General features: G+C 73.2%; 20 protein-coding genes. 14 read left to right on the forward strand and 6 right to left on the reverse strand.

Annotation, left to right across the window (positions count from 1 at the left end):
• Window positions 1–148: 148 nt before the first annotated feature.
• Window positions 149–1,390 carry a transposase gene (locus tag AB0C73_RS16325; RefSeq protein ID WP_362529872.1) on the reverse strand — a complete coding sequence of 414 codons (1,242 nt, stop codon included), beginning with the start codon at window positions 1,388–1,390 and terminating at the stop codon, window positions 149–151.
• A gap of 338 nt (window positions 1,391–1,728) precedes the next feature.
• On the opposite strand from AB0C73_RS16325, the gene crcB (AB0C73_RS16330) reads away from it, so the two are divergent.
• The 4 genes from crcB (AB0C73_RS16330) (at window position 1,729) to AB0C73_RS16345 (ending at window position 5,136) form a co-directional block, all read left to right on the forward strand.
• A complete protein-coding gene (gene crcB / locus AB0C73_RS16330; protein WP_362529874.1) occupies window positions 1,729–2,142 on the forward strand; it encodes a fluoride efflux transporter CrcB in 414 nt (137 codons plus the stop codon).
• Complete coding sequence (locus AB0C73_RS16335) at window positions 2,139–2,519, forward strand: DUF190 domain-containing protein (RefSeq protein ID WP_362529876.1); 381 nt, start codon at window positions 2,139–2,141, stop codon at window positions 2,517–2,519. The genes crcB (AB0C73_RS16330) and AB0C73_RS16335 overlap by 4 nt, the downstream gene beginning before the upstream one ends.
• Window positions 2,516–2,869 (forward strand): fluoride efflux transporter CrcB, encoded by a 354-nt coding sequence (gene crcB, locus AB0C73_RS16340; RefSeq protein WP_362529878.1) that lies wholly within the window; start codon window positions 2,516–2,518, stop codon window positions 2,867–2,869. The genes AB0C73_RS16335 and crcB (AB0C73_RS16340) overlap by 4 nt, the downstream gene beginning before the upstream one ends.
• Window positions 2,870–3,423: 554 nt before the next feature.
• Window positions 3,424–5,136, forward strand: a complete 1,713-nt coding sequence (locus AB0C73_RS16345; protein ID WP_362529880.1) for an APC family permease — start codon at window positions 3,424–3,426, stop codon at window positions 5,134–5,136.
• A gap of 340 nt (window positions 5,137–5,476) precedes the next feature.
• Here AB0C73_RS16345 and kdpB (AB0C73_RS16350) read toward each other — a convergent pair whose 3' ends face one another.
• Window positions 5,477–7,588: a potassium-transporting ATPase subunit KdpB gene (gene kdpB, locus AB0C73_RS16350; RefSeq protein WP_362529883.1), complete on the reverse strand. Its 2,112-nt coding sequence runs from the start codon at window positions 7,586–7,588 to the stop codon at window positions 5,477–5,479.
• Between the two features lie 435 nt (window positions 7,589–8,023).
• Here kdpB (AB0C73_RS16350) and AB0C73_RS16355 point away from each other — a divergent pair, with 435 nt between their 5' ends.
• From AB0C73_RS16355 to AB0C73_RS16385, 7 genes are all read left to right on the forward strand, one after another.
• Complete coding sequence (locus tag AB0C73_RS16355) at window positions 8,024–9,679, forward strand: hypothetical protein (protein ID WP_362529886.1); 1,656 nt, start codon at window positions 8,024–8,026, stop codon at window positions 9,677–9,679.
• A gap of 280 nt (window positions 9,680–9,959) precedes the next feature.
• A complete protein-coding gene (gene kdpF, locus AB0C73_RS16360) occupies window positions 9,960–10,049 on the forward strand; it encodes a K(+)-transporting ATPase subunit F (RefSeq protein WP_018845955.1) in 90 nt (29 codons plus the stop codon).
• A gap of 8 nt (window positions 10,050–10,057) precedes the next feature.
• A complete protein-coding gene (gene kdpA / locus AB0C73_RS16365; protein WP_362529889.1) occupies window positions 10,058–11,722 on the forward strand; it encodes a potassium-transporting ATPase subunit KdpA in 1,665 nt (554 codons plus the stop codon).
• Window positions 11,719–13,908 (forward strand): potassium-transporting ATPase subunit KdpB, encoded by a 2,190-nt coding sequence (gene kdpB, locus AB0C73_RS16370; RefSeq protein WP_362529892.1) that lies wholly within the window; start codon window positions 11,719–11,721, stop codon window positions 13,906–13,908. Before kdpA ends, kdpB (AB0C73_RS16370) begins: the two co-directional genes overlap by 4 nt.
• Window position 13,909: 1 nt before the next feature.
• Window positions 13,910–14,602 carry a K(+)-transporting ATPase subunit C gene (kdpC, locus tag AB0C73_RS16375; protein WP_362529894.1) on the forward strand — a complete coding sequence of 231 codons (693 nt, stop codon included), beginning with the start codon at window positions 13,910–13,912 and terminating at the stop codon, window positions 14,600–14,602.
• Between the two features lie 89 nt (window positions 14,603–14,691).
• Window positions 14,692–15,402 (forward strand): response regulator, encoded by a 711-nt coding sequence (locus AB0C73_RS16380; protein WP_362529897.1) that lies wholly within the window; start codon window positions 14,692–14,694, stop codon window positions 15,400–15,402.
• On the forward strand, window positions 15,395–17,992 hold the full coding sequence (locus AB0C73_RS16385) for a sensor histidine kinase KdpD (RefSeq protein ID WP_362529898.1): 2,598 nt from the start codon (window positions 15,395–15,397) through the stop codon (window positions 17,990–17,992). Before AB0C73_RS16380 ends, AB0C73_RS16385 begins: the two co-directional genes overlap by 8 nt.
• Here the strand turns inward: AB0C73_RS16385 and AB0C73_RS16390 are convergent.
• Both AB0C73_RS16390 and AB0C73_RS16395 read right to left on the reverse strand, forming a co-directional pair.
• Complete coding sequence (locus AB0C73_RS16390) at window positions 17,931–19,796, reverse strand: DHA2 family efflux MFS transporter permease subunit (protein WP_362529901.1); 1,866 nt, start codon at window positions 19,794–19,796, stop codon at window positions 17,931–17,933. The two genes, AB0C73_RS16385 and AB0C73_RS16390, sit on opposite strands and share 62 nt — an antisense overlap.
• 14 nt (window positions 19,797–19,810) lie before the next feature.
• The gene (locus AB0C73_RS16395; RefSeq protein WP_362529903.1) at window positions 19,811–20,452 is read right to left on the reverse strand and encodes an NAD(P)H-dependent oxidoreductase; all 642 of its coding nucleotides are present in this window, start codon (window positions 20,450–20,452) and stop codon (window positions 19,811–19,813) included.
• Between the two features lie 127 nt (window positions 20,453–20,579).
• Here AB0C73_RS16395 and AB0C73_RS16400 point away from each other — a divergent pair, with 127 nt between their 5' ends.
• Entirely contained in the window at window positions 20,580–21,275 is a 696-nt protein-coding gene (locus AB0C73_RS16400) for a TetR/AcrR family transcriptional regulator C-terminal domain-containing protein (RefSeq protein ID WP_362529905.1), read from the forward strand.
• Here AB0C73_RS16400 and AB0C73_RS16405 read toward each other — a convergent pair.
• Window positions 21,251–22,060 carry a hypothetical protein gene (locus tag AB0C73_RS16405; RefSeq protein ID WP_362529908.1) on the reverse strand — a complete coding sequence of 270 codons (810 nt, stop codon included), beginning with the start codon at window positions 22,058–22,060 and terminating at the stop codon, window positions 21,251–21,253. The genes AB0C73_RS16400 and AB0C73_RS16405 overlap by 25 nt on opposite strands.
• A 112-nt stretch (window positions 22,061–22,172) precedes the next feature.
• Window positions 22,173–23,222: a serine hydrolase domain-containing protein gene (locus AB0C73_RS16410; protein ID WP_362529910.1), complete on the reverse strand. Its 1,050-nt coding sequence runs from the start codon at window positions 23,220–23,222 to the stop codon at window positions 22,173–22,175.
• Between the two features lie 295 nt (window positions 23,223–23,517).
• On the opposite strand from AB0C73_RS16410, the gene AB0C73_RS16415 reads away from it, so the two are divergent.
• Window positions 23,518–23,913, forward strand: coding sequence for a metalloregulator ArsR/SmtB family transcription factor (locus AB0C73_RS16415; RefSeq protein ID WP_362529913.1), 396 nt, complete (start codon window positions 23,518–23,520; stop codon window positions 23,911–23,913).
• A gap of 216 nt (window positions 23,914–24,129) precedes the next feature.
• Entirely contained in the window at window positions 24,130–25,119 is a 990-nt protein-coding gene (locus AB0C73_RS16420) for an MBL fold metallo-hydrolase (RefSeq protein WP_362529915.1), read from the forward strand.
• The last annotated feature ends 22 nt before the right edge of the window (window positions 25,120–25,141 follow it).

A 25,141-nucleotide genomic window follows, 5' to 3' on the forward strand; every position in this document is an offset into this window, starting at 1 on the left:
CCCAACTCCCGGACCCCGGCTCGATGCCGGCCCGCCGGCCCGCACGCTGGGCCGGTCGTCGGTCGGCCCGCACGCCGGGCCGGACCGTGGCCCGTACGGCGGGGCCCGCCCCGATCCAGGCCCCAGCCCCGTCCTCCCGCCCCGCTCCTCAGCCCGCCGACCGTGCCTGCCCCACCCCGAACGGGGCCGCGCGGTCCGCCGCGAGCACCGTTGCCGCGTGGGCTGCCGACGCGAGGGTGATGTGGCGGTGCCAGCCGCGGAAGGAGCGGCCCACGAAGTCGCGGAGGCCCGCGCCCTCGCCGACGGCGCGGAAGTCACGCTCCACCCGCCGGGACAGCTTGGTCAGGCGGAGCAGGGGGCCGACCGCCGAACCGGTCAGGTCGGTGATCCAGAGGCGGGCCGGGGCGTGGCGCGGCTCGTCCCACTCGCCGAGGAGGAGCAGGGGGCGCTGCCGTTCACCCGCCGGGACCGGGAGGGTGACCCGGACCGCGGTGGCGAGGGAGGTGCGCGAGGTGCGGATGCCGGCCGCCGAGTCCACCCAGCTCACCGGGCGGCGCAGGCTCTTGAGGGACTCCAGGATCTGCAGCGCGGTGAGCGGCCCCGACCCGAAGCCGGGCAGCGAGCGGTCCGCGACGGTCAGCCGGCAGCCGGTGCCGATCCGGGCCACCACCGGGACGCCCGCGAGGGCGAGCCGGTGCAGGGCCGCGCGGCCCGCGCCGCCGCGGATGTCGAGCAGCAGCGGCTTGCGGGCGACATCGGGCCAGCGCGCGGTGTCGAGCGCCGCGTTGACCGCGCACTCCTCCAGGGTCTCCGCCCCGGCGCCCTCGGGCACCTCGGCCCGGTCGCGCCGGGTGCGGTCCTTCACCCACGGGTCGGGCAGGAACAGGCGCCAGTTGACGGGAACACTGACCTCGTCCGACGCGAACCACAGCCCGAACGCCTGCTGCCCCCGGAACACCTGACCGCGCTCCGGGTCGAAGCGCCGGTCGACACCGACCGAGTGCTGCCCGGCCTTCGGTATCGGCATCGGCCGCACGACCCAGGCCTGCGGCGCGACGGTGCGCTGCAGATGCCGCGCCAGCTCGGCGCGCATCGGCCGCCAGTCCCAGGTGGAGCTGGAGATGAAGTGGTGCAGGCTCTGCTCGGCGGCCGGGCCGCCGATCTGCGCGGCGATGTTGCGGATGGACTTGCGGCCCTGCGCGGTCAGCAGGCCGCGCAGATACTGCTCGGCCTTCATGCGCTGGTCGCGCCGCGGGAAACCGGAGAACAGCGCGGCGCAGAGTTCGCCGTACACGTCCTCGGCGGCGTCCCCGCCGGCCGCGTCCCCGTGCGTCCGGTGCGCCCCTTGCGCGGGGACGGTCCTCAACCTGGTTGCGACGGATGTACTCACGAGACTCCTGCCATGGGGGGTGGTGCAGCTCCCTCCCGCTGCCCCTCCACGTTCCCGCCCCGGACCCCGCCGGGACGAGGTGGAGGCGGCACCCGAATGGGCCGCCCGATGGTGGCCGGACCACACCCCCGTGGAGTGGCCGATACCCGTCGCGATACCCCGTGGGGGGATCTGACAGATTCGGGAGCCGGGCTTTGACCGCCGCGCGGCCCCGCCCGGAACATCGGGGCGAGGCAGCACGGGCCGGGCTCCGGTTAATGCCCCAGGCCGGAACCCGCGCCTGTGCGCCTCGTTCCCCCGCACGCGGGCAGGACTTCCGTTACGCCTACGCTGGTCCCATGGGATTCCGCGCGCAGCTACCGGTCGTCGGGGTGGTCGCCGCGGGCGGCGCCCTCGGGGCCACGGCGCGCTATGCGGGGATCCTGCTCTGGCCCACCCCGGCCGGCGCCTTCCCCTGGACGGTCCTGACCGTGAACGCGGTCGGCTGCGCGGTGCTCGGCGCGCTCATGGTGGTCGCCACCGAGACCGCCAACCCGCCGCACCCGCTCGTCCGCCCCTTCCTCGGCACCGGCGTCTGCGGCGGCTTCACCACCTTCTCGACCTACGCGCTCGACACCCAGCGGCTGCTCGCCCACGGCGAGGTCCCGCGTGCCCTGTCCTATCTGGCCGGGACGGCCGTGACCGCCCTCGCCGCCGCCTGGGTGGGCATCGTGGCCGCCCGGGCCGCCACCGTACGAAGGAGGCCGACATGACCCGGCTCTCGGGCCCCGCGCTGCGGCTGACCGCCCTCGTCGGCGAGACCGACACCTGGCACCACCGCCCGCTGTCCACCGAGATCGTGCACCGGGCGCACGCCGCCGGCCTGGCCGGCGCGTCCGTGTTCCACGGCGTCGAGGGCTTCGGCTCCTCCGCCCTCGTGCACACCGCCCGGCTGCTCTCGCTCGGCGAGGACCTGCCGATGGCGGTCGTCATCGTCGACACCGAGGAGCGGGTGCGGGCCTTCCTGCCCGAGCTGGAGGAGCTGATGCGGGACGGCGGGCTCGTGCTGCTCGACGCCTGCGAGGTCGTACGGTACGGGCCGGCCGCGTCGCCCGGGGAGTCGGCCGGGGCCCCGGAGCCGCCCGCGTGAACTGGCTGCTCGTCGTCGCCGGCGCCGTCGTCGGCGCCCCTCTGCGCTATCTCACCGACCGGGCCGTCCAGGCCCGCCACGACTCGGTCTTCCCCTGGGGCACCTTCGTGGTCAACGTCGTCGGCTCCTTCGTCCTCGGCCTGCTCACCGGCGTGTCCTCGGCGCACGTCGGCCTGCTGCTCGGCACCGGCCTGTGCGGGGCGCTCACCACGTACTCGACCTTCTCCTACGAGACCCTGAAGCTGTACGAGTCGGGCGCGCGGGCCTTCGCCGCCGCCAACCTCGCGGGCACCACCGCGGCCGGTCTCACCGCGGTCTGGCTGGGCGTCGAGCTCGCGCAGTCCTTCTGACGCAGAGACCTCAGGGCGATGCGGACCTCCCGGCGTCAGAACCGCGTCAAGACCCGCGCCGTGGGCGTCAAGGGCGCGGGAGGAGAGTCCGGACCTGGCCGAAACGCACTTCACGCTGGGGCAGTCCTCAAGAGCCCGCAGCGAAAGGCATCGGAACGATGGCCGTCCAGAGCGACAAGAACGCCGTGAGCGCGCCCGCGCCCGTCCCCGAGGAGCCCCCGGATACCGGGCCCGCCGACACGCGGACTGCCCGTCCCGGGCCCGCCGACACGCGGACCCTCCGTCCCGGGCCCGCCGACACCCGGACCCCCGGTCTCGGGACCCCCGCTTCCCGGACCCCCGGTCCCGGGTCTCCCGCTTCCGGGACCTCCGCTTCCGGGATCCCCGGTCCCGGGACCACCGCTTCCGGGATCCCCGGTACCGGGACCTCCGATCGCGGAATCCCCGGTCCCGAGACCTCCGATCGCGGAATCCCCGGTCCCGAGACCTCCGATCCCGGCTCCCGGCACCGGCTCACCGCGCTCCAGGGACTCGCCGCCCTCTCGCTCGACGCGATGGCGTCCGTGGCGTACGGGCCCGAGGCCATCGTCCTGGTCCTCGCCGCGGCCGGCGCCCACGGGCTCGGCTTCACGCTCCCCGTCACCCTCGCCATCGCGGGCCTGCTGGCCGTGCTCGTCGCCTCGTACCGCCAGGTCATCGCCGCGTTCCCGGACGGCGGCGGCTCCTACGCGGTCGCCAAGACCCACCTCGGCCGCCGTACCAGCCTGGTGGCCGCCGCCTCGCTCGTCCTGGACTACGTGCTCAACGTGGCCGTGGCCGTCACCGCCAGCGTCGCCGCGCTCACCTCCGCCTTCCCGGCGCTCTACGACGACCGGCTGCCCATCTGCCTCGGCGTCCTCGTCCTCATCACGGCCGTGAACCTGCGCGGCATCGTCGACTCGGCCCGCGCCTTCATCCTCCCCACCGCCGTCTTCGTCGGCGCGATCCTCGCCATGGTGGTGGTCGGACTGTTCCGCGACGCCCCGGTCTCCACCGCCGCCTCCGCCGGACACGCCTCCGTCCTCGCCGACGACGCGACGGCCGTCGGCGCGCTGCTCCTGCTCAAGGCCTTCGCCTCTGGCTGCTCCGCGCTCACCGGTGTCGAGGCCATCGCCAACGCCGTACCGTCCTTCCGCGCCCCGGCCGCCCGCCGCGCGCAGCGCGCGGAGGTCGCGCTCGGCGCGCTGCTCGGCGTGATGCTGATCGGCCTGTCCGTCCTCATCTCCCGCTTCGGTCTCCAGCCGGTCGAGGGCGTCACCGTGCTCGCCCAGCTCGCCGACGCCTCCTTCGGGCACAACTGGGTCTTCTACGTCGTCCAGTTCGCCACCATGGTGCTGCTCGCGCTGTCCGCGAACACCTCCTTCGGCGGCCTGCCCGTCCTCCTCAAACTGCTCGCACGCGACGACTTCGTCCCGCATGTCTTCGGGCTCAAGGCCGACCGCCAGGTGCACCGGCACGGCGTCGTCTGGCTCGCGGTCGTCTCCGCCGGGCTGCTCGTCTTCTCCGGCGGCGACACCAACACCCTCGTCCCGCTCTTCGCGATCGGCGTCTTCGTCGGCTTCACCCTCGCCCAGACCGGCATGGTCCTGCACTGGCGGGCCACCCGGCAGTGGGGCAGGGCCGCGCTCAACGGGCTCGGCGCGCTGCTCACCGGCGTCTCGGCGGTCGTCGTCACCGCCACCAAGTTCCACGACGGCGCGTGGCTGATCGTGATCGCCCTGCCGCTCCTCGTCCTCCTCTTCGAGGGCGTGCACCGCGCGTACGGGCGGATCGGCGACCGCCTCGGCGTCGGCCGGATCCCCGCGGCCCCGCACCGCGCCCACTCGCTGGTCCTCGTCCCGGTCTCGTCGCTCACCCGCGTCACCAGCGAGGCCCTGACCGCCGCCGTCTCGCTCGGCGACGAGGTCCGCGCGCTCACCGTCTGCCACTCCGACCCGGAGGACCGGACCCTCACCGAGGCCCTGGAGCGCGACTGGGCGCTGTGGAACCCGGGTGTCCCGCTGGTCCTCCTGGCCTCCGAGTGGCGCACCCTCGGCCGCCCGATCACCTCCTACGTACGGGAGCTGACCAAGGCCCGCCCCGGCACCCGGATCACCGTCCTCATCCCGGAGGCCGAGCCGGAACGCCTGTGGCAGCGGCTGCTGCAGAACCAGCGCGGCGCCGTGGTCGCCCACGCGGTCCGCCGGGACACGGACGCGGCGGTGTGCCGCCTGCGCTTCCGGATCTGACGGGGGTACGGGGGTACGAAGAGGGCGCCGATCCCGTTGCGGGGGGGGCGCCCTTCCCGTACCCGTACCCGTACCGGATACGAGAAAGGGGCGCCGGACCTCGTACGGTCACGGCGCCCCGGGTGACGTGAAAGAGCTGCGGGCAGGCGTCAGCGCAGGGCGGACGCGCCCGGACGGCAGCGGGGCGTGCGACACGGCGACGCCTGATGAGGCGGCCGGTCGAGCAGGAGCCACGCGCTGTTCACGTTCTTCATCGAACCCCGGGCCGGATCCCCCGACAAGGCGAACCGGCTTTCCCTGACGCCGCCCTGATGAGGATTCACGCCTGCGGGCGCGGGTGTCATCCGATGCCCGGCACGGTCGACACGACCAGGTCGATCAGCTTGATGCCGACGAACGGCAGGACCAGGCCACCCACCCCGTACATCATCAGGTTCCGCTTCAGCAGGTCGTGCGCGGACGCCGGGGTCCACCGCACGCCGCGCAGGGCGAGCGGGATCAGGGCGACGATGATCAGGGCGTTGAAGATGATGGCCGAGGTGATCGCCGAGGTCGGGCTGTGCAGGCCCATGATGTTGAGCGCGCCGAGACCGGGGTAGGCGCCGGCGAACATGGCCGGGATGATCGCGAAGTACTTGGCGACGTCGTTGGTGATGGAGAAGGTGGTCAGCGCGCCCCGGGTGATGAGGAGCTGCTTGCCGATCTCGACGATGTCGATGAGCTTGGTGGGGTTGGAGTCGAGGTCGACCATGTTGCCGGCCTCCTTCGCGGCCGACGTGCCCGTGTTCATCGCCACGCCGACGTCCGCCTGCGCGAGCGCCGGGGCGTCGTTCGTGCCGTCACCGGTCATCGCGACCAGCTTGCCGCCCGCCTGCTCGCGCCGGATGAGGGCGAGCTTGTCCTCGGGCGTGGCCTCGGCGAGGAAGTCGTCGACACCGGCCTCCTCGGCGATGGCCCTGGCGGTCAGCGGGTTGTCACCCGTGATCATCACCGTACGGATGCCCATCCGGCGCAGCTCCGCGAACCGTTCCCGGATGCCGTCCTTCACCACGTCCTTGAGGTGCACGATGCCGAGCACCCGTGGCCCGTCCGCGTCGTGCACGGCGACGAGCAGCGGCGTGCCGCCACCGGCCGCGATCGCGTCCGCCCAGGTGCGGGCCTCCTCGGAGACCGGGCCGCCGCGCAGCCGCACCCAGTCGAGGACCTGGGCGGCGGCGCCCTTGCGCACGGCGCACCCGTCGCCGTTGGGCCAGCGCAGGTTGATCCCGCTCATCCGGGTCCGGGCGCTGAACGGCTCGTAGTGCGTCTCGGCGAGCTCGCCCGGCTCGGGCGGCAGCAGTCCGTACTGCTCCCTGGCGAGGGCGACGATCGAGCGCCCCTCGGGTGTCTCGTCGGCCAGGGACGACAGCTGCGCGGCGTCGGCCAGGAGGGCCGGGGCCACGCCCGGCAGCGGCACGAAGCCGGCGGCCTGCCGGTTGCCGTGGGTGATGGTGCCGGTCTTGTCGAGGAGGAGGGTGTCGACGTCGCCGGCGGCCTCGACGGCGCGGCCCGACATGGCGATCACATTGCGCTGGACGAGCCGGTCCATGCCGGCGATGCCGATCGCGGAGAGCAGCGCGCCGATCGTCGTCGGGATCAGGGTCACCAGGAGGGCGACGAGCACGGTGGTCGACTGGGCGGCGTGGGCGTGTCCGGCCATCGGCTGGAGGGTGAGGACGACGAGCAGGAAGACCACGGTGAGCGCGGCGAGGAGGATGTTGAGCGCTATCTCGTTGGGGGTCTTCTGCCGCTGCGCGCCCTCGACCAGGGCGATCATCCGGTCCAGGAACGAGTGCCCGGGGCGGGAGGTGACCCGGATGACGATCCGGTCGGAGAGCACGGTCGTACCGCCGGTGACGCCGGAGCGGTCGCCGCCCGCCTCGCGGATCACCGGGGCGGACTCGCCGGTCACCGCCGACTCGTCGACCGCGGCCGCCCCGTCCACGACGTCGCCGTCCGCCGGGATCAGCTCCCCGGCCTCGACGATGACGAAGTCGAACTGCCGGAGCTCGGTGGCCGCGACCGCCTCCGTCTCGGCGGTGCGCGCGTTCGTGCCGTACCGCCAGCGCTTGAGCCGGAGCGCCACCGTGTCCGTACGGGCCCGGCGCAGCGACTCGGCCTGCGCCCGGCCCCGGCCCTCCGCCACCGCCTCCGCCAGATTGGCGAAGACCACCGTGAGCCACAGCCAGACGCTGATCACCCAGGTGAAGACGGACGGGTGGACGAGCGCGGAGAGGGTGGTGAGGACCGAGCCCGCGGCCACCACGAACAGCACCGGATTGCGGACCAGGGCCCGTGGATGGAGCTTGCGCAGCGCCTCGGGGAACGAGGTGAGCAGCTGTACGGGTTCGAGCAGCCCGCCCGGGACGGCCCGGTGGGAGGCGGCTGAGGTGGCGGAGGTGGCGGAGGTCATGGAGGCACCTTCGTGACGTCATGAAAGAGCCGCCGCCCGGGACGGCGGGCGGCGGCGGGTCTTCACGCGGTCGCGGCCCGCCGGTCCAGGGATGGGTGTCCTGCGGGACCGGCGGGCCGCGGGGCGGGGCGCGACGAGCGAGGAGGCGCTGCGTCGCATCAGCCGTCTTCGAGCGGGGGCCAGGCCACTGACGTCCGTGCTCGAAGCGGAGCGGCCGAGAAGGAATCTAGGCCCTGAAAGGGGCCAACCGCGGCCGGAACGACCGCTGTTGACGCCCCTCTGACGAGGACCGTCCCGGTGGCGTATGGGCGGCGTATGGATGGGCCGACGGAGCGTCAGGAGAGCGTCAAGGGCGGTCGATCGGGTGTCCGTACCCGCCAAGACTGACCGGTACGGGGGAGCGGACGCCCGTCCGCCGCGTGAGGGGGAGGGCGTATGACGCTCACCACTGGTCGAGCGCAGCAGGATCCGGGCGAGGGGGCCCGGCCGGCAGCCGCAATCAGCCATGCGACGGTCGTGCGGCCGCCGGACCCGGACCCTCTGGGCCCGGACCCGGACCTGGACCCCCGGGGTCCGCGATCACGAGGGGGGTCGCGGCCCGCCCGCCCGGCGGGGAACGGTTCCGAGGGTTCCGAGGGTTCCGAGGAGCCGTTCCCCCGCCGGGCGGTCCACCGCGCCGGGGTACGGGTCCGCGGACGGATCCGCGCCCTGGCCGCGACCGTCCCGGCCCGCCTGCGCCTGGCCCGTACCGCCACGCTCGTCCTGCTCGCCGCGCTCGCCGTCCTGCTGCTGCGCTCCGGCCTCGCCGCCGACGGTGCCTGGGACACCGCAGAGCAGGCCCACGCGCCGAGCATCACCAGCGCCGCGGGCGTGGACCTGGCCCTCAACGACATGGACGCCCAGGCCGCCAACATCCTGCTGTCCAGCGGCGAGGCCGGCCGGGGCCGGCTCGACGAGGCGTACACCAAGGCCACCGGCTTCTACGACGACGCCCGCCGCACCGTCAGCCACGAGCTGCGCGTCCTCGCCGTCGCCGCCGAGGGCGACCCGGCCGCCGAGGAGACCGTCGACCGGCTCACCGAGAACTTCGCGATCTACCAGGAGCGCATCGGCCGCGCCCTGGAGAACGACGCCCGCCCCGGCGGCAAGGCCGACGCCCGGAGCGACTACCAGTCGGCCAACCAACTCCTCGGCGACGAGCTGCTCCCCGAGGCCGAGGCCCTCGTCCGGACCAACGACACCACCTATCTGGCCGACTACACCGACGCCCGTGACGCGCTCGACGCCGAGGAGCTCACCCTGCTCGCCCTCGGCGGGCTGCTCCTGCTGCTGCTCGGCGCCCTCCAGTGGTTCCTGGCCGTCCGCTTCCGGCGGATCCTCAATCCCGGGCTCGTCGCGGCCACCCTGTGTGCGGTCACGGCCCTCGTCCTGGCCGGCCAGGCCCTCTCCGGCACCGCCGAGCAGATGCGGGTCGCCCGCCACGACTCGTACGACTCGGTCGTGGCCCTCTCCAAGGCCCGCGCGCTCTCCTACCAGGCCAACGCCGACGAGAGCCACTTCCTGCTCTTCCCCAGCCTGCGGAGCTCCTACGAGTCCACGTACCTGGAGAGGTCCCAGAAGCTGTACGGCGTCCAGGGCGCCACGCTCGACACGTACGCCGACCGGCTCGACGTCACCTGGGCGGCCTACCGCGGCGACCACAGCGTCCTGCGGTTCACCGGCGAGTTCCGCCGCGAACTCGACAACATCACCTTCCCCGGCGAGCGCGAGGCCGCCGAGCGCACCATCGACGCCTATGCCGTCTACCAGCACGACGACCGCACCTTCCGCGATCTGGTCGGGCAGGGCAAGGAGCGCGAGGCCGTCGTCTTCTGCCTCGGCTGGCAGCCGGACCAGTCCAACGCCCACTTCGGCGTCTGGATGACCGAGCTCCAGAAGCTCACCGACCTCAACCGGTCCTCCTTCACGAGCTCCGCCGCCGAGGGCCGGGCCGACCTCGCCGGCCTCCTCCCGGCCGCCGGCGCGGCCCTGCTCCTCGCCGCCCTGCTGACCGTCCTGGGTCTGCGGCCCCGGCTCGCCGAGTACCGCTGAGCGGGTCTACGGTGGGTGCGCCTATGGTCACAGTGAGTACCACTGGCCGACTCCGTCCGTCCCTGACCGAAAGCCGCGTAGGAGATGCGTCAAGACGTCCGCCAAGGGCGTTAGGGGCCCATCAACGGAGGCCGCGACCTGGCTGAAAAGCGGTTTCCTCTTCACGTCAGAAAATCCGCTCTCTCCGTCAGGAGCTCACGATGGCCGACGTGGCCTTCGTGGTCACCACGATCGCGATCTTCGCGCTGGTGGCCTTCATCGCCAAGGGGGTGGCGAAGCTGTGACCGCCGAGAACATCGTCGGCCTCGTCGTCGCCGTCGCCCTGCTCGGGTATCTCGTCCTCGCCCTCGTCAAGCCGGAGAGGTTCTGAGCCCCGACATGAGTCCTGTCCTTGCCGGCGTTCTCCAGCTCCTCGCCCTCGTCGTCGCCCTCGGCCTGTCCTACCGGCCGCTCGGTGACTACATGGCGAAGGTCTACTCCTCGGAGAAGCACTACAAGCCCGAGAAGTGGATCTACAAGGCCATCGGAGCCAATCCCGACACCGAGATGCGGTGGCCCGCCTACCTGCGCGGCGTGCTCGCCTTCTCCGCGGTGAGCGTCCTCTTCCTCTACCTGCTGCAGCGTCTCCAGGGTTCCCTGCCCGGCTCGCTCGGCTTCGTCTCCATCGACCCGGACCAGGCCTTCAACACGGCCGCGTCCTTCGTCGCGAACACCAACTGGCAGTCGTACTACGGCGAGCAGGCCATGGGCCACGTCGTGCAGACCGGCGGCCTCGCGGTGCAGAACTTCGTCTCGGCGGCCGTGGGCATCGCCGTGGCGGTCGCCCTGGTCCGCGGCTTCGCCCGGTCCCGTACCGGCGAGCTCGGCAACTTCTGGGCCGACCTGGTCCGCGGCTGTGTCCGCGTCCTGCTGCCGATCTCGGTGATCGGCGCGATCGTCCTGGTCGCCACCGGCGCCATCCAGAACTTCTCCGGCATCCACGAGGTCGGGCAGTTCACGGGCGGTACGCAGCAGTGGAACGGCGGCGCCGTCGCCTCCCAGGAGGTCATCAAGGAGCTGGGCACCAACGGCGGCGGTTACTTCAACGCCAACTCGGCCCACCCCTTCGAGAACCCCAACGGGCTCTCCAACCTCTTCGAGATCTACCTGATCCTGGTCATCCCCTTCGCGCTGACCCGCACCTTCGGCCGCATGGTCGGCTCGATCAAGCAGGGCTACGCGATCCTGGCGACCATGGGCGTCATCTGGCTGGCCTTCGTCGGCCTGATGATGTGGACCGAGTTCGCCCACCCGGGCCCCGCCTTCGACATCGCGGGCGGCGCCACGGAGGGCAAGGAGACCCGCTTCGGCGTCGGCGCCTCGTCGATCTTCGCGGTCACCACCACGCTGACCTCGACCGGTGCGGTGGACTCCTTCCACTCGTCCTTCACCGGCTTCGGCGGCGGCATCACGATGCTGGGCATGCAGCTCGGCGAGATCGCGCCCGGTGGTGTGGGCTCCGGCCTCTACGGCATGCTGATCATGGCGATCATCGCCGTCTTCATCGCCGGTCTGATGGTCGGCCGCACCCCCGAGTACCTGGGCAAGAAGATCGGCACCCGCGAGATCAAGTTCGCGGCGCTCTACATCCTCGTCACCCCGGCCCTCGTCCTGTGCTTCACCGCCGCGGCGATGGCGCTGGACACCCCGGCGCACTCGATGACGAACTCGGGCGCGCACGGCTTCTCCGAGATCCTGTACGCCTACACCTCCGGCGCCAACAACAACGGCTCCGCCTTCGCCGGCCTCAACGCCGACACCCAGTGGTTCAACTCGACCATCGGCATCGCGATGCTGCTCGGCCGGTTCCTGCCTATGGTGTTCGTGCTCGCCCTGGCCGGCTCGCTCGCCGAGCAGAAGCCCGTACCCGAGACCGCGGGCACCCTGCGCACCGAGAAGCCGCTGTTCACCGGCCTGCTCGTCGGCACCATCATGATCATCACCGGTCTCACCTACTTCCCGGCCCTGGCCCTTGGCCCGCTCGCCGAAGGACTCGCAGCATGAGCACCCTCACACCCACCCGCGCGCCGCACGACGACGCGCCCCGGCCTTCGCGCAAGGAGGCCGACGCAGGACGGGTCGGCGGGGGCCTGTTCGACCCGAAGCAGCTGGTCAAGTCGCTGCCGGACGCGGTGCGCAAGCTCGACCCGCGCGTGATGGTCAAGTCCCCGGTCATGTTCGTGGTCCTGGTCGGCTCGGTCGTCACCACCGTCCTCGCCGTCATGCACCCGGGCGACTGGTTCGGCTGGGCGATCGCCGCCTGGCTGTGGCTGACGACGATCTTCGCCAACCTGGCGGAGGCGGTCGCAGAGGGCCGCGGCAAGGCGCAGGCCGACACCCTGCGCAAGGCCAAGACCGAGACCGTCGCCCGCCGTCTCCTCAAGGACGGCAAGGACGGCAAGGGCAGCAAGGACGGCAAGGACGGCAAGGGCGGACAGGGCGGACAGGGCGGCAAGGACGGCCGGAGCGAGGAGCAGGTCCCCGGCACCGAGCTGCGGATCGGCGACCTCGTGGTCTGCGAGGCCGGCGACATCATCCCCGGCGACGGTGACGTCGTCGAGGGCGTCGCGTCCGTGGACGAGTCGGCGATCACGGGCGAGTCCGCCCCGGTCATCCGCGAGTCCGGCGGCGACCGCTCGGCCGTCACCGGCGGTACGAAGGTGCTGTCCGACCGCATCGTCATCAAGATCACGACGAAGCCCGGCGAGACCTTCATCGACCGCATGATCAACCTGGTCGAGGGCGCCGCCCGGCAGAAGACCCCCAACGAGATCGCCCTCAACATCCTGCTGGCGTCCCTCACCATCGTCTTCCTGCTCGCCGTCGTCACCCTCAAGCCCTTCGCGATCTACGCCGGTGCCGACAAGCAGACGTCGATGATCGTCCTCACCGCGCTGCTCGTCTGCCTCATCCCGACGACGATCGGCGCGCTGCTCTCCGCGATCGGCATCGCCGGCATGGACCGGCTCGTCCAGCGCAACGTGCTCGCGATGTCGGGCCGCGCGGTCGAGGCCGCCGGCGACGTGTCCACGCTGCTGCTCGACAAGACCGGCACCATCACCCTCGGCAACCGCCAGGCCGCCGAGTTCGTGCCCGTCCGCGGGACGACGGAGGCCGAGGTCGCCGACGCCGCCCAGCTCTCCTCCCTCGCGGACGAGACGCCCGAGGGCCGCTCGATCGTCGTCCTCGCCAAGGAGAAGTACGGGCTGCGCGAGCGCCACCAGGGCGAACTGGCGCACGCCACCTGGATCGAGTTCACCGCCCAGACCCGTATGTCGGGTGTGGACGTGGACGGCCGCAAGGTCAGGAAGGGCGCGGCCGGTTCGGTCGTGGCCTGGGTGGAGGAGCAGGGCGGCGATGTCGCCAAGGACGCGCAGCAGCTCACCGACGCGATCTCGCAGGCCGGCGGCACGCCGCTGCTCGTGGCCGTGGCGGACGACAAGGGCGCGCGCGTCCTCGGCGTCATCCACCTGAAGGACGTCGTCAAGGAGGGCATGCGCGAGCGGTTCGACGAGCTGCGCCGCATGGGCATCAAGACGATCATGATCACGGGTGACAACCCGCTGACCGCCAGGGCCATCGCCGAGGAGGCCGGTGTCGACGACTTCCTCGCCGAGGCCACGCCCGAGGACAAGATGGCGCTGATCAAGCGCGAGCAGGCGGGCGGCAAGCTGGTCGCGATGACCGGTGACGGTACGAACGACGCCCCGGCGCTCGCGCAGGCGGATGTCGGCGTGGCGATGAACACGGGTACGTCGGCCGCGAAGGAGGCCGGCAACATGGTCGACCTCGACTCGAACCCGACCAAGCTCATCGAGATCGTCGAGATCGGCAAGCAGCTCCTCATCACGCGAGGCGCGCTGACCACCTTCTCCATCGCCAACGACGTCGCGAAGTACTTCGCGATCATCCCCGCGATGTTCGCGGTCGCCTACCCGGGCCTGGACAAGCTCAACATCATGCAGCTCGCCTCGCCGGAGTCCGCGATCCTGTCGGCGGTCATCTTCAACGCGCTGATCATCATCGCGCTGGTGCCGCTCGCCCTGAAGGGCGTGCGCTACCGGCCCTCCAGCGCCGACTCGATGCTGCGCCGCAACCTGGGTCTCTACGGACTCGGCGGCCTGATCGCCCCGTTCATCGGCATCAAGATCATCGACCTGCTCATCTCCCTCATCCCCGGAATCGGCTGACATGAATAACTCCGTAGGAAACGCGGGGCGGTTGCTCTGGGCGGGCCTGCGCGCCCTCCTGGTCCTCACGGTCGTGCTGGGCGTGATCTACCCGCTCGTCGTCACCGGTATCGCGCAACTCGCCTTCCCTGGCAAGGCCAACGGCTCCGAGATCAAGGACGCGAGCGGCCGGGTCGTCGGATCCGAGCTGATCGGCCAGGCCTACAAGGACCTCAAGTGGTTCCAGCCGCGCCCGTCGAACGGCCTCGGAACCAACTCCGTCAACACCCAGTACAAGATCATCCTCTCGGGTGCCACCAACCGCTCCGGCGACAACGGCGCGCTGACCGACAAGAACGGCAAGGCCTACTGCCCGGAGAAGCCCGAGGAGGGCACGCTCTGCGCCCAGGTCATGGACGCCAAGGCGGCCGTCGTCAAGGACAACTCCGTCGCCGGCTACACGGTGAAGCCCGAGGACGTGCCGGCCGACGCCGTCACCTCCTCCGGCTCCGGCCTCGACCCGCACATCTCCCCGGAGTACGCCGAGCTCCAGGTGCACCGGGTCGCCGAGCTGAACCACCTCACCGTGGCCCAGGTCGCCAAGCTGGTCGCCGACCACACCGACGGCCGGATCCTCGGCTTCGTCGGCGAGCCCCGGGTCAACGTCCTCCAGCTCAACATCGCGCTGAAGGCGCTCGTGGCCGCCAAGGGCTGACAGTCCGTCACTATGCAGCAGGCCCACGGGCCCGGGAGACCTCCCGGGCCCTTCGGCCGTGAAACCCCTGAACAGGAAGGCCCCCACGGATGACCCGGGTACTGGTCGTGGAGGACGACCCCCAACTCGCGCGGGCGCTGGTCATCAACCTCCAGGCACGGGCGTACGAGGTCGACGCCGCGCCCGACGGGGCCACGGCCCTGCGCCTCGCCGCCGACCGCCGCCCGGACGTCGTCGTCCTCGACCTCGGGCTGCCCGACATGGACGGCATCGACGTCATCGCGGGGCTGCGCGGCTGGACCCGGGTACCGATCCTGGTGCTGTCCGCCCGTACCGCCTCCGAGGAGAAGGTGTACGCCCTGGACGCCGGCGCCGACGACTACATGACCAAGCCGTTCAGCATGGACGAGCTGCTCGCCCGGCTGCGGGCCGCCGCCCGGCGCCGCGAGGCCGTCCCCACGACCGAGGTCACCACCGTCGAGACCGCCGACTTCACCGTCGACCTCGTCGCCCGCAAGGTCCGCCGCGGCGAGCGGGACGTCCGGCTCACCCCCACCGAGTGGCACCTGCTCGACATCCTGGTCCGCAACCCGGGCCGCCTGGTCGCGCAGCGCCTGCTCCTGGAGGAGGTCTGGGGCGCGAGCCACCGCGGCAACACCAACTATCTGCGCGTCTACATGGCGCAGTTGCGGCGCAAACTGGAACCCGACCCCTCCCACCCCCGCTATCTGATCACCGAGTCCGGCATGGGTTACCGCTTCGAGCCGGGAGCCGAGAAGGACGGACCGGCACATGCCTAGACGCGGAAGACTCCGGATCTATCTGGGCTCGGCGCCCGGCGTCGGCAAGACGTACGCGATGCTCTCCGAGGGCCACCGGCGCGTCGAGCGCGGCACCGACGTGGTCGTCGCGTACGTCGAGCACCACAGCCGGCCGCGTACCGAGGTCATGCTGCACGGCCTGGAGGTCGTACCGCGCACGGACATCGAGTACCGGGGCACCACCTTCCCCGAGATGGACCTCGACGCCGTGCTCGCCCGCCGGCCGGCCGTCGCCCTCGTCGACGAGCTCCCGCACACCAACGTGCCGGGCTCGCGCAACTCCAAGCGCTGGCAGGACGTCGAGGAACTGCTCGCCGCCGGCATCGACGTCGTCTCGACCGTCAACATCCAGCATCTGGAGTCGCTCGGCGACGTCGTCGAGTCGATCACCGGCGTACGGCAGCGGGAGACCGTCCCCGACGAGGTGGTACGGCGCGCCGACCAGATAGAGCTGGTCGACATGTCGCCGCAGGCCCTGCGGCGGCGCATGGCGCACGGCAACGTCTACAAGGCCGACAAGGTCGACGCGGCCCTCTCCAACTACTTCCGCCCCGGCAACCTCACCGCCCTGCGCGAGCTCGCGCTGCTGTGGACGGCGGACCGGGTCGACGAATACCTCCAGGAGTACCGGACCGAACACCAGGTCTCGAAGATCTGGGCCTCCCGGGAGCGGATCGTCGTCGGCCTCACCGGCGGCCCCGAGGGCCGCACCCTGATACGGCGCGCCGCCCGGCTCGCCGAGAAGGGCGCGGGCGGCGAGGTCCTCGCCGTCTACATCTCCCGCAGCGACGGCCTCACCGCGGCCTCGCCGAAGGAACTGGCCGTCCAGCGCACCCTCGTCGAGGACCTCGGCGGCACCTTCCACCATGTCGTCGGCGACGACATCCCCACCGGCCTGCTGTCCTTCGCCCGCGGCGTCAACGCCACCCAGATCGTCCTCGGCGTCAGCCGCCGCCGCACCTGGCAGTCCGTGCTCAGCCCCGGCGTCAGCGCCACCGTCGCCCGCGAGTCCGGCCCCGACCTGGACGTCCACATCGTCACGCACGACGCGATGGCGAAGGGCCGCGGCCTGCCGGTCGCCCGCGCGGGCCGGCTGCTCGGCCGGGCCCGGATCGTCTGGGGCTGGCTGGTCGGCGTGCTCGGCCCGGTCCCGCTGGCGCTGCTGATCAGCCGGCTGGCGCCCGACATGGGCCTCGCCAACGACATGCTGCTCTTCCTGTCGCTGACGGTCGCGGCGGCCCTCCTCGGCGGACTGCTGCCCGCGCTCGTCTCGGCGGCCGTCGGCTCCCTCGTACTCAACTACTACTTCACCCCGCCGGTCGGGAAACTGACGATCGCCGACCCCGAGAACATCGTCGCGCTGCTCATCTTCGTCGGGGTGGCCATATCGGTCGCCTCCGTCGTGGACCTGGCGGCCCGCCGCACCCACCAGGCGGCCCGGCTGCGCGCCGAGGCGGAGACCCTGTCCTTCCTCGCGGGCAGCGTGCTGCGCGGAGAGACCAGCCTGGAGGCCCTGCTCGAACGGGTCCGCGAGACCTTCTCGATGGACTCCGTGGCGCTCCTCGAACGGGCCGGGGACCTGGAACCCTGGAGCTGCACGGCGAGCGTCGGCGTCGCCGCCCCGGTGGCCCGGCCCGAGGACGCGGACGTCGACATGCCGGTGAGCGACCGGCTCGCGCTCGCCCTGACCGGACGTGTCCTGCCCGCCGAGGACCGGCGCGTCCTCGGCGCCTTCGCCGCCCAGGCCGCCGTGGTCCTCGACCGGCAGCGGCTGGTCGACGAGGCCGAGGAGGCCCGCCGGCTCGCCGAGGGCAACAAGATCCGCACCTCGCTGCTCGCCGCCGTCAGCCACGACCTGCGTACGCCGCTCGCGGGCATCAAGGCCTCGGTGACGTCCCTGCGTTCGGACGACGTGGAGTGGAGCGAGGACGACCGGGCCCTGCTGCTCGAAGGCATCGAGGAGGGCGCCGACCGGCTCGACCACCTGGTGGGGAACCTGCTCGACATGTCACGCCTGGAGACGGGCACGGTCACCCCGGTGATCCGCGAGACCGACCTCGACGAGGTGGTGCCGATGGCCCTCGGCGGGGTCCCCGAGGGGAGCGTCGAACTCGACATCCCCGAGACCCTGCCGATGGTCGCGGTCGACCGGGGCCTGCTGGAGCGGGCCGTCGCCAACATCGTGGAGAACGCGGTCAAGTACAGCCCGGACGGCGTCCCCGTGCTCGTCTCGGCCGGCGCCCTGGGGGGCGGGGTGCAGATCCGGGTCGTCGACCGGGGCCCCGGCGTCCCGGACGACGCCAAGGACCGCATCTTCGCGCCCTTCCAGCGGTACGGCGACGTGCCGCGCGGCGCCGGCGTGGGCCTCGGCCTCGCGGTGGCGCGCGGCTTCGTCGAGGCGATGGGCGGCACCGTCACCGCCGAGGACACCCCCGGCGGGGGCCTGTCGATGGCGATCACGGTGCCCCAGGCGGGTGCCGCGCGCGAGGGCACCCCGCGGGTTCCCTTCAGCGAGGGAGTTCCGCCCGGCGCCCCGGCAGGAACAGGGCGGGCAGTACAGCCAGGGTGAGCAGCCCCGCGGCGACGGCGTAGGTGAGCCGGAACCCGGCCGGGTCGGTGCCCGCCGACGCGAGGAGCACCGAGCAGAGCGCCGTGCCGACCGCCGCGCCGAGCTGGGAGTCGATGCTCAGCGCCGTACTCGCGGCGGCCAGCCGGTGCCTGGGCAGATCGCGGCTCGCGGTGGTCATCGTCGGCATCATCACGATGCCCGCGCCGACCCCCATCAGCATCGCCGCCGCGACCGGCCGCCAGACCGCCACGTCCGGGATGCCGGTCTGCAGCGCGCTCATCCCCATGCCGAGCGCGGCGACGGCGACACCCGCGGGGATCAGCCGCCGGGGCGCGACCGAGTCGATGCGCCGCGCGGCGATCTGCATGGTGAGGCCGACGGTGAGCCCGACGGGCATGGCGAGCAGCCCGGTGGAGCTCGCCGTGAACCCGCGGGCCGCCTGCCAGTACACCGGCCCGAGCAGCATCGAGCCGAAGTAGCCGCAGGTGAACAGGGCGAGGGTGCCGATGCCCGCCGCGAAGGTGCGGTCGCGGAGCAGCCGCAGGTCGAGCAGCGGCTCACGGGCCGTCAGGGCCCGCCGTACGAAACCGGCGACGAGCAGCACTCCCGCCGCCGCGGGGAGCCATGCCTCCAGGGCGGTGAAGTTCCCCGCCTCGCCGCCGCGCGCGAGCCCGTAGAGCAGCAGCGCGAGCCCGGGGGAGAGCGTCAGCAGACCCGGTACGTCGAGCCGGGGCGGCGCCGGGTCGCCGGCGCGGGGCGCGTCGGGGCGCAGCAGCCGGGCGGCGAGGGCGAGGGCGAGCGCGCCGAGCGGCACGTTGATCAGGAAGATCCAGTGCCAGGACGCGGCGTCGACCAGCCATCCGCCGAGCGTCGGTCCGAGCACCGGCCCGACCAGGATCGGCAGTCCGCCGATCGCCATCGCGCGGCCCATCCGCTCCGGATCGGCCGCGCGCATCACCATCGTCATCCCCACGGGCATCAACAGCCCGCCGCCGAGCCCCTGCACGGCACGGAACGCGATCAGACTCCCCGCGTCCCAGGCGCCCGCGGCGAGCAGCGAACCGAGGGTGAAGAGCGCGAGCGCCGTGAGGTACGCGCGCCGCGCCCCGATTCGCCCTATCGCCCAGGCGGCGGTCGGGATGACGGCGGCGAGCGCCAGGGAGTAGGCGGTGGCGGCCCACTGAATGGTGGTCAGCGGGGCCCGGAAGGCGTCCGAGAGACTGCGCAGCGCGACATTGACGATCGTCATGTCGAGCACCGCCATGACGGACCCGAGCACGGTGACGGTGAGAACCCGGCCGAGCGGGGTGGCGGTGGGGGAGGGGACGGCGGAGGCGGGGGCGCCGGAAGGGCCGGAGCGGCCGACCGGGGCCGGCCGGGCCGCCGGGCCGGCGACGCCGGGTGGGCCGGGCAGGTCGGTCGGGTCTGCCGCGGTGTTCGGCTGATACGGGCCGGTCAGGCTGGGAGAGGTGGCCGGGTCGGACGAGATGGACGGGCCGGTGGGGCGGGACAGTTCCGCCCGCTGGGGCAGGCCGGCCGGGGCCGCCGGGCCGGAGGCGGGGGCGGTCAGGCCGGCGGTGGCCGCCGGGCCGGATGAGCCGCAGCCGGACCCGGCGCCGGGATCGGCCACGGGCCCGGTACGGAGCGGGGTGGCGGGGTTGGCCGAGACGGATGGGCCTGCCGGGGCGGTCAGGCCGGCGGTGGCCGCCGGGCCGGATGAGCCGGCGTTGGGGCCGGGGGCGGCGACATCGGGCGGCGCGGGCGGCTCGGTCGCGGATCCGGTACGGGGCGGAGACGTGGTCATGGCGGGCGCGCCCCTCAGCCCTGGTAGGGCAGGGCGGTCCGGGCCGTGCGCAGGGCGCGGCCCCACCAGGTGAGCTGGCCGAGCATGCCCTTGGCGGCGCCTTCGGCGACCGCCGGGTCGAGCGGCTGTCCGTCCTCGCCGAGCCCGGACCAGGGGCCGTGCAGGCTGACCGAGTCGCGCACGGTGGTGGCGTGCAGTTCGGCGAAGACGAGCCGGAGCTGCTCGACCGCGCGCAGGCCGCCGCCGAGGCCGCCGTACGAGACGAAGCCGACGGGCTTGGCGTACCACTCGGTGCGGTGCCAGTCGATGAGGTTCTTCAGGACGGCCGGGAAGCTGTGGTTGTACTCGGGCGTGACGACCACGAAGGCGTCGGCGGCGGCGAGCCGCGGCGAGACCCCGGCGAGCGCGGCGACGGCCCGCGGGTCGACCTGTCCGCCCCAGCCGGGCATGACGAGCGGCAGGTCGACCTCGGCCAGGTCGATCACGTCGAGCTCCAGGCCCCCGTGCCGGGCGGCGAGGCCAGTGAACCAGTCGGTGACGGCGGGCCCGCGGCGCCCCTCGCGGACGCTGCCGACGAGGACGGCGACGCGCAGCGGAGTCTCGTCCGTGTCCTCGGAAGTGATGGTGGCGGTGGTGTCGACGGCGGTCGCGGACATGACTGTTCCCCCTCGATGGACGGCCGGGACGCCCGGTGCGTCCGGCCCGCCAGAAAGGTACAACGCTCGTTGTAAAAAGTGCAACGCCCGTTGTACTTGAGTGGGGGAGGGCGAGTACGCTGCCGTCATGAGCAGCACCAACGACGCCTGGATGGAGCGCGCCAAGCGCGAGGTCCCGCCCCGCAAGCTGGAGAAACAGCTCGCCGTGGTGCGCGCGGCCTGCGGGGTCTTCGGCCGAGACGGCTACGCCCGCGCCTCGGTCGACGCCATCGCCGCCGCCGCCGACGTGTCGACCCGCACGCTCTACAACCACTTCCCCGGCGGCAAGGCCCTGCTGTTCCGCACCGTCGTCACCTGGACGGCCAACGAGGTGCGGGACGCCCAGCTCGCCCGCCTCCACGCGCTCCTCGACCCCGCGCGCCCGCCCCACCCCGACGACCTCGAACGCGACCTGGTCGCCCTCGCCCGGGCGTTCACCGACCTCATCGGCGAGTACCAGGACCACTTCGCCCTCGTCCGGCACATCCACGCCGAGGCCGGACACATGCCCGAGGAGGTCATGAGCGCCTGGCAGGAGGCCGGCCCGGCCCCCGTCGCCCGCGCCTTCACCGCCGCCCTCACCGCCCTGGAGGACGCCGGCCTGCTCGACCTGCACGGCGACGCCGCCCTCGCCGCCGTCCACTTCCCGGCCCTCACCTCGGCGGCCGTCCTCCAGCGCTCCGTCTACGGCGTGCTGCCACTCCCAAAGGACGAGGCCGACCGCCTCCTGCGGGGCGGCGTCGGCGCCTTCCTGCGCGCCTACCGCCGCACGGACGGCGCGTAGACCCGCGCCTGCGCCTGCTGCGCCTGCTGCGCCTGCGCGGGCGCGAGCGCGAGCGCGAAGCCGTGGTTCGCGGCCACCGACCGCAGGTGCTCGGCGGACAGCGAGCCCGGCCGCTCCAGGGTCAGCGCGGGCAGCCCCGCCCGGCCGTACCCCGCCGCCCGGTGGAAGGACACGACCGTCACCGGCACCGGCGCGTGATGCGGATGGCGCTTCCGCGCCGCCACCTCGTCGGCGTGCGTGAGGACCGGTACGTGGGACAGCTCCCGCGAGCGGTCGGCGCGGGCGGTGAGCCGGGTGAACAGCAGCCCGGTGCCGGTGCGGTCGAGCGCGGCGGCGAGGAAGGCGTTCGACGGGCAGTGCCGGCCCGGCGCGACGACCCGGACGGTGCGCACCCCGTCATGTACGGCGGTCAGATGGTCCGGCACCGCGTCCGCGGCCGGGCCCCGGAAGCCGAACGGCCCGAGCTCGTACAGCTCCTCCATCAACAGGCGCAGCTGCCGGCGCGGGAGTTCGGCGGGCAACCGGGTCCAGTCGAAGAGCCCGGGCAGCGCGTCGGGTGTGGTGGTGATGCTGCCGGTGGAGTCGTCCGGATGGCCGTCCGGACGGCTGGTCAGCCGGTTTACCAGGGCGATGCTCTCCCGGTCGGGGTGGGCGGTCAGCGCGTGGATGGTGGCGAAGCAGTGCATCACCGCGCGGCCCAGGGCCAGTTCGTCGGCCGCGGCCCGTACGGCCCCCGGGTCGGCGACCGTCCCTCGCGTCCCCGGCTCCGTCCCCGGCTCCGTCATCAACGCCGTCCGCTCGTCTCCCACCGTCGTACCTCCGCTGCTCGTCGCCTGCCTGATGGTTTACGGCGTGCAACGACGACGGCCTGATCCGGTCACTCGCGGTCACGTTGAGTCACCGGGGGAGAGGGAACACGGCCGCACGGAACGCGTTCCGGACGCGCGTGACGGGGACCGTGGCGCGCGTGAAGTACAGCTTGTTGGTGAGCAGGACCGCCCAACGGCCGCGCGCCGGGCTGACCCACATCCCGGTGCCGGTGAAGCCGTAGTGCGTCCAGATGTCGTCGGCGGGCGTCGTGCCGGGCGCGAGATGCCAGAACAGTCCGCGGTGTGGGACGAGTTCACCGGTCCGTACGCGCAGCGACTCCGTCACCCAATCCGTGCCGAACGGAGCCGGAGGCCGTACGGGATCGAGCACCTGCCGCAGAAAACGCCCGAGGTCCCCGGCGGTGGCGAAGGTGCCGGCGATCCCGCACGCCCCGCCGAGCAGCCGGGTCGAGAAGTCGTGCACGGTGCCCCGGAGATGGACGCCGGTCTCCTCGTCGTACTCGGTGGGCGCGGCGCGCGCGGCGAGGGCGGGCGGGAGCGGCCCGTACGACGTGTCCGCCATGCCCAGCGGCGCCCAGATCCGGGTCCCGGCGAGTTCGCGCAGCGGCCGGCCGCCGGTGAGGAACTCGGCGAGATAGCCGAGCACGAGCGCCGCCCGGTCGGTGTACTCCACCGCCTCCCCCGGCCGCCGCCGCAGCCGCTCCCGGATCACCCCGTCCCGTACGTCCTGCGGGTCCGATCCGTACAGGGCGCGGAGGTTGGCGCGCAGCGGCAGTCCGGCGGTGTGGGTGAGCAGCTGGAGCGGGGTGACGTCACCCACCGGATGTCCGGCGGTCTCCGGCCAGAACTCGCCCAAAGGCGTGTGGAGTGGGAGCTTGCCGCTCTCGACCAGGGTCCCGACGACCGGCCAGACGGCGATGATCTTGGTGAGGCTCGCGAGGTCGAACAGCGCGTCGGTGTCCGCCGGCCGGCCCCCGGGCACGAGCGCACCCACGGCCCCGCCGGCCAGGGCCCCGCCGGCATCGCCGACGGCCCAGACGGCCCCGGGGTAGACCTGTTCGCGGACCCCGTCCTGAAGGAGTCGCTCGATACGGGGTACGGCGAGGCTCGAGTTCACACCGGATGTGTACCCGGGGCGGGGGCGCTGCGACCGCGGACGGTGAGGGTCCGGTGGGCGGCCGCGGGTGGGAGGGTTTCGGCGGACGGCCGCGGACGGGCGGGCCCCGGTGGGCGGCTGCGGACGGGCGGGGGTGTGGCGACCCGCGACGGGGTCCGGCTGTGACCGGGGGCGGGAGGGGGTCGGTGGGCGGCGTGGATGCGAAGGGCCTGGCGGGGCCCGCGGACGGAGGGGTCCGGTGGTGACCGCGGACGGGAGGGGTCCCGGTGGGCGCCCGCGTGCCTACGATGCCCTCATGCCCTCACCCGACGGCGCCCCCGACCCGGCGGGCCCCGACCCGAGCCCCGGCCGGCGGCCTCGCCCGCGCAACCACCAGCACACCCCCGGCGTCCGCGAGCTCGACGCGGCGGCCCGTGTCTTCGCGCTGCTCGCCGACCCCACGCGCCTCCATCTCGTGTGGCTGCTCTCGCGCGCCGAGTCCGACGTCAGCGCGCTCGCGGAGGCGGTCGGCGCCGCGCGCCCGGCCGTGAGCCAGCATCTGGCCAAACTGCGCCTCGGCGGGCTGGTGGAGTCCCGCAAGGAGGGCAGGCGGGTGGTCTACTCGCTGCCCGACGGGCATATGAAACGCCTGGTCGTCGAGGCGATCAGCCACGCCGACCACCAGGTGACGGGCGAGCCCTGGCACGACTGACGGCCCTGCCGCCTCCCCCGACGGGCCGACGGTCGTGCCGCCTCCGCCCGCCCGGCCCCCGCCGCCACAGCTCCGGTCAACCAGCTGCCCCGCCCGGCCGGTTCGGCGGCGGACCCGGCGGCCTTGCCGGTGCGGTGACCGATGGCGATGATCGACAGCGGCGGCCCACACGGTGCACCGCCCCGTACGCCCCCGACACCACGAGGAGAGCGAGCCGTGGACGACGCCCGGACACCCCCGGACCTGCCCTCCTGGGCCACCTGGTGGCAGCGGCCGTTCCCCGACGCCAACACTCTGTTGCTGCACGGGCGCCGCCCCGCACTCGTCGACAGCGGTTTCGTCGGGCACGCCGCCGAGACCGCCGACTGGGCCGATGCCCGGGCCCGCGCCCGCAGCGGCGGCCGCCCGGTCGAACTGGTCGTCAACACCCACTGGCACTCCGACCACGTCGGCGGCAACGCCCTGCTCCAGGCCCGGGGCGCCGCCGTCGCGGCCGGTGCGCCCGAAGCCGCGGCGCTCGCCCGGCGCGACCCCGGGTGCTGCTCCGCCGAGTACCTGGACCAGCCCGTCCCCGCGTACTCCGTCGATCTCGCCCTGGACGACGGGCAGTCGCTGCGCCTCGGCGACGCCGACTGGCAGATCGTCCGCACCCCCGGCCACACGCCCGGGCATCTCGCCCTCTGGCAGCCGGAGGAGCGGCTGCTGGTCGTCGGCGACGCGCTCTCCGACTACGACGTCGGCTGGGTGAACCTCGCGCTCGATGGCCCCGAGGCGGCCGGTACCGCGCTCGCCTCCCTCAAGCGGATCGCCGACCTCGACCCGCGGGTCGTCCTGCCGTCCCACGGCCCCGTGCCCGCCGACCCGGCCGCCGCCCTCGCCGCCGCGCAGCGCCGCGCCCAGCGGCTTGTCGACGACCCCGACGGGGCGGTCTGGTACGGCGCGCGCCGGATCCTCGCCTTCGCGCTGATGATCCGCGGCGGCCTGCCGAGCGCCGAGGCCGAGCCGTACCTCCTCGCCCGCGCCTGGCTCACCGACGCCGCGCGGCTGCTGCGCCGTACGCCCGAGGTGCTCGCGGACGAGCTGGTCACCGGCATGGTGCGCAGCGGCGCGCTCGCCCTGCGGGACGGCCGGCTGTACGCCGCCGCCGAGCACGCCCCCGTACCGCCGGAGACCCTGCGGGTGCCGTACCCGCGCGACTGGACCTGATCAGGTCATGGCCAAGACCTGA

It is taken from the genome of Streptomyces sp. NPDC048623 (assembly GCF_040650755.1).
Classification (GTDB): domain Bacteria; phylum Actinomycetota; class Actinomycetes; order Streptomycetales; family Streptomycetaceae; genus Streptomyces.

Excerpts from the sequence above, each read along its gene's own strand:
- crcB (WP_362529874.1), top strand. The coding sequence starts at position 1,729 with ATGGGATTCCGCGCGCAGCTACCGGTCGTCGGGGTGGTCGCCGCGGGC.
- AB0C73_RS16335 (WP_362529876.1), top strand. The coding sequence starts at position 2,139 with ATGACCCGGCTCTCGGGCCCCGCGCTGCGGCTGACCGCCCTCGTCGGC.
- AB0C73_RS16345 (WP_362529880.1), top strand. The coding sequence starts at position 3,424 with ATGGCGTCCGTGGCGTACGGGCCCGAGGCCATCGTCCTGGTCCTCGCC.
- kdpB (WP_362529883.1), bottom strand. The coding sequence starts at position 7,588 with ATGACCTCCGCCACCTCCGCCACCTCAGCCGCCTCCCACCGGGCCGTC.
- AB0C73_RS16355 (WP_362529886.1), top strand. The coding sequence starts at position 8,024 with ATGACGCTCACCACTGGTCGAGCGCAGCAGGATCCGGGCGAGGGGGCC.
- kdpA (WP_362529889.1), top strand. The coding sequence starts at position 10,058 with ATGAGTCCTGTCCTTGCCGGCGTTCTCCAGCTCCTCGCCCTCGTCGTC.
- kdpB (WP_362529892.1), top strand. The coding sequence starts at position 11,719 with ATGAGCACCCTCACACCCACCCGCGCGCCGCACGACGACGCGCCCCGG.
- kdpC (WP_362529894.1), top strand. The coding sequence starts at position 13,910 with ATGAATAACTCCGTAGGAAACGCGGGGCGGTTGCTCTGGGCGGGCCTG.
- AB0C73_RS16380 (WP_362529897.1), top strand. The coding sequence starts at position 14,692 with ATGACCCGGGTACTGGTCGTGGAGGACGACCCCCAACTCGCGCGGGCG.
- AB0C73_RS16385 (WP_362529898.1), top strand. The coding sequence starts at position 15,395 with ATGCCTAGACGCGGAAGACTCCGGATCTATCTGGGCTCGGCGCCCGGC.
- AB0C73_RS16390 (WP_362529901.1), bottom strand. The coding sequence starts at position 19,796 with ATGACCACGTCTCCGCCCCGTACCGGATCCGCGACCGAGCCGCCCGCG.
- AB0C73_RS16395 (WP_362529903.1), bottom strand. The coding sequence starts at position 20,452 with ATGTCCGCGACCGCCGTCGACACCACCGCCACCATCACTTCCGAGGAC.
- AB0C73_RS16400 (WP_362529905.1), top strand. The coding sequence starts at position 20,580 with ATGAGCAGCACCAACGACGCCTGGATGGAGCGCGCCAAGCGCGAGGTC.
- AB0C73_RS16405 (WP_362529908.1), bottom strand. The coding sequence starts at position 22,060 with ATGACGGAGCCGGGGACGGAGCCGGGGACGCGAGGGACGGTCGCCGAC.
- AB0C73_RS16415 (WP_362529913.1), top strand. The coding sequence starts at position 23,518 with ATGCCCTCACCCGACGGCGCCCCCGACCCGGCGGGCCCCGACCCGAGC.